This is a genomic window from Streptococcus sp. HMSC074B11 (genome assembly GCF_001808705.1).
GTDB lineage: Bacteria > Bacillota > Bacilli > Lactobacillales > Streptococcaceae > Streptococcus.
Genome location: NZ_KV794228.1, coordinates 1 through 3,250, shown reverse-complemented (window position 1 = coordinate 3,250; position 3,250 = coordinate 1). Strand labels below are relative to the sequence as shown.

The window sequence follows — 3,250 nt, the reverse complement described above, 5'->3', positions numbered from 1 at the left end:
CTCTCAGAAGCCATATTTTGGCCGTTAACAGCATCCTTGAGTATTCACAGTAGTTTTTCCTTGCTAAACTTATAAAACGCAGTACAGGGCTTAAAATGCATTTTAAAAGAATTTAATCTTTATCATGTGCTCACTGCTAAATATATACTAAAGAAATTTAGCCAAAAACTTAGTTTTTCTTGTATTACGGTGTATTATTTAATAATACTGTGTGTTATAATATGTATTATATTAGCTAACGAGGTGAAAGTTTTGACTGAAAAAATGACTGTCCTAAATATCAGGATGAGCGTTGAAGAAAAAGAAGAATTAAAGGAAAGAGCTGCAGAACTTGGAGATTCGATCAGTTCATATGCTAGAAAAATACTCTTCCAAGAGGATAATACAAGCGACTATGTAGATAATACAAATGTATTACAAGAGAAAGATGAGCGTATATCAGACCTTAAAACTCAAATAGACGACTACAAGAAGCAAATTGAGCAACTGCATACGATTATTTTGGCAACTCAAAAAGATAATCAGTTGCTGATTGAACAGAAAACGAAGAGATGGTGGAAGTTTTGGGAGTGAGGATTTCATTTTGATAAATTTAAAAGAACAATTTATTAATGAATAAACAACATTTTTGAAAACGCTTTCTTTTATGCTATAATAATATTTGAAAGGATAGGTATTTTTGGAATGTTTGGATTTTGGGATATTTTATTCAACTTACTATTGGCGTTCTCATTTTTTTTGGAGATAAAAAAAATAAATAATAAATTTAAAAAAAATTAGGTTATATCTTTTTGGTAGCATTTGTTTTATTTACTATTAGACGATTTATTTCGATTTATTTTTTAAAGAGGTTTATATATTTTAGTTACTATTACTTATTGAGATTCCCACTATAGGATAAGCTGTTTTTGCCCCGCTTAATAGAATACGATATAATTAACTTACGAAAACGTCGTGCATAAGCACATTGAAGCCCCTAGGAAATTGATATTTTTAGGGGATTTTTAGATAAACAAAAGACACAGTTAACAAAATAAAATAGAAAGGAAAAGTAGCCATGAAAAATTTTAAAGAATTTATTATTATTTTTTCATTATTTTGTTTATTCTCTATTACCAATCACTACTACCCAAAACTTTATAATTCAATACAAACAGTTATATTCATCCCGATATCAATATTTATAATCTATAAATTTATATCTTGGGTTATACTGTATATCCGTATTAAAATTAAAAACAACAACACAAAAAAATGAGTTGGGTTCCAACTCATTTTTCTTCTTCACTCAAATCATAATTTTCCGCAACTAAGGATAACTCGGGGATAAAAGTATCAGCTTTTTATTCTTCTGCTCTTTTTTTGATTAACGAGTATTTTGAGGCTAAATGCCGACTATCCTCGTCGTCCAACTATTCACAAATGAAATATGCTAATACATTTGCCATAACGCTGAAGAAGAGGTCAAATAAGTTACTCACGAATCTCACTTTCTATCCTGTTCGGTAGGTCGTGATCAATTATCTTAGCTCATTTGCTTTCAATTTCTTTAGGGGATAATAGATTGGCTAAAATAAATTCATCTGTTTCTTATACGTTTTTCAGAAATTGTATAAATTTCGTTATCACTTCTCTTACCAATAGCAATGACTTCAATAATTTCAATTGCATTGACAGTTTCATGAAAAACAATTCTCAGGCCCAGTTTTTTGTGTTTTAACTTCCTGTAACCTGCTAAATTACCGTGAAGAGCCTCTCCGGCAAGCATTCCTTGATTTTCTAACTTGATAAGTGACTTTTTAACATGAAGACGTTGACTATTATCTAATTTATAAAAATCATCTTGTGCTTCAGGTATCAATTCAACTTTATAACTCAATCCCAACCATCCTCTACATTTTCCAAACCTTCACGCCAATTTGAACCAAGAAATTCATCGACAGTTAAATTTTTTCGTGCTTCAAGTTCAAATGGAATTTTACGATCACGTCTGATTTTATTGAAATATAAATTAATTGCTGTGGTATAGTCAAGTCCAATCTCGTTTAAGACCTCACCGACTTCCTGTTTTAATTCAGAGTCAATACTTAGATTCAATCTTGCTTTTGTAGTTGTAATAGCCATTTAAATCACCTCATCTTTTTGTGTATATTATACACAAAAAAACAGATTTCTTCAAACTATTTTTTTCTCGTTGATAATTTTTCTGTATAAATTGTCAAAAAATGATGTTGAGATAGTCATTCTGGTCTATTTTCAGATTAAAGTACGGACAATCTACCGCTAAAAATCCCTACAGCGTCAATGGTTTTCGCTGTTTTTCTGTTCATTGCATAACTTTCCGAAAAAGACCAATTTTTCGGAAAGTTACTTTCCTATGAATTTCCTTCAATTTCAACGAAGTTTAAAATATCTTTAGTAATTTGTTCTTTTTCTTCAAGAACAAGTCGCTTAGTCTGGAGTCTTACATCATGAGCTTTTCTGTTTGAATCCGCTTACATTTTGTGTTATAATAATATTATAGTAAAAAAAGAAGGTGTTCTTATGTTAAAAAAATTGCAAAAAAAATATTTTTCAAAATATAAATGGACTGATTTATTTTGGATTCTATTTGTTATTTTGACATGCATCTATATAGGAAACCGTGAGTTTCTTCCTCTTAATCATCAAGAATTCTCTCTTCAGGGTAGTTCCTGGGGATTTGTACTTGCATTATATCACTTACTATTCATTGATAAATTTGTTATCTCTAATCGGAAGTAAGACGAGCAACTGGAAGCAGTTAACGAAGACGGAAGCCTAAACTATATCCGTTGAATTACATACGAAAGGAGCATGAACCATGAATAAACAAATTTTAAGCACTGTGTTGATGTGTGTTGCGATTGTATGGTTTCTTTTCTCTGATAAATTGTTCAAACCACAACATGTAAAAATCGCAAAAATAATTTATGTTATAATCATATTAGTCGCTGTATTATTACTTCTGTTCTAAGTTGTTTTAGGAGTTGGATTAACAAAATAACGAAAGGAGTATGTACCATGACTACTCAAACTTTAAGCACTGCGTTGATGGGTGTTGCGCTTGTATTGACTCTTTTCTCTGAAAAATTGTTCAAGCAACATGAAAAAATCGGAAAAATAATTTGCACTATAATCATATTAGTCGCTGTTTTGTTAAGGATGTTCTAAGTTATTTTAGGAATACAGGAATTTGTTGGTCCTGTATTCTTTTTTTCTCTATAAAACG

At 30.3% G+C, this 3,250-nt stretch carries 4 protein-coding genes; 2 read left to right on the top strand and 2 right to left on the bottom strand.

Going from position 1 to position 3,250, the window contains the following annotated elements; translation table 11 throughout:
* Window positions 1–252: 252 nt before the first annotated feature.
* Window positions 253–573: a plasmid mobilization protein gene (locus HMPREF2619_RS01195; protein ID WP_261673706.1), complete on the top strand. Its 321-nt coding sequence runs from the start codon at window positions 253–255 to the stop codon at window positions 571–573.
* 1,006 nt (window positions 574–1,579) lie between these two features.
* Here HMPREF2619_RS01195 and HMPREF2619_RS01190 read toward each other — a convergent pair.
* The gene (locus HMPREF2619_RS01190; protein ID WP_003015041.1) at window positions 1,580–1,879 is read right to left on the bottom strand and encodes a type II toxin-antitoxin system RelE family toxin; all 300 of its coding nucleotides are present in this window, start codon (window positions 1,877–1,879) and stop codon (window positions 1,580–1,582) included.
* Window positions 1,876–2,124, bottom strand: a complete 249-nt coding sequence (locus HMPREF2619_RS01185; RefSeq protein WP_001018847.1) for a type II toxin-antitoxin system RelB/DinJ family antitoxin — start codon at window positions 2,122–2,124, stop codon at window positions 1,876–1,878. Before HMPREF2619_RS01185 ends, HMPREF2619_RS01190 begins: the two co-directional genes overlap by 4 nt.
* 432 nt (window positions 2,125–2,556) lie before the next feature.
* Between HMPREF2619_RS01185 and HMPREF2619_RS11735 the strand changes: the two genes are divergently transcribed.
* Entirely contained in the window at window positions 2,557–2,763 is a 207-nt protein-coding gene (locus HMPREF2619_RS11735) for a hypothetical protein (RefSeq protein WP_070458376.1), read from the top strand.
* The last annotated feature ends 487 nt before the right edge of the window (window positions 2,764–3,250 follow it).

Bases quoted from the DNA above. Each gene is read 5' to 3' on its own strand.
- HMPREF2619_RS01185 (WP_001018847.1), bottom strand. From the start codon at position 2,124: ATGGCTATTACAACTACAAAAGCAAGATTGAATCTAAGTATTGACTCT.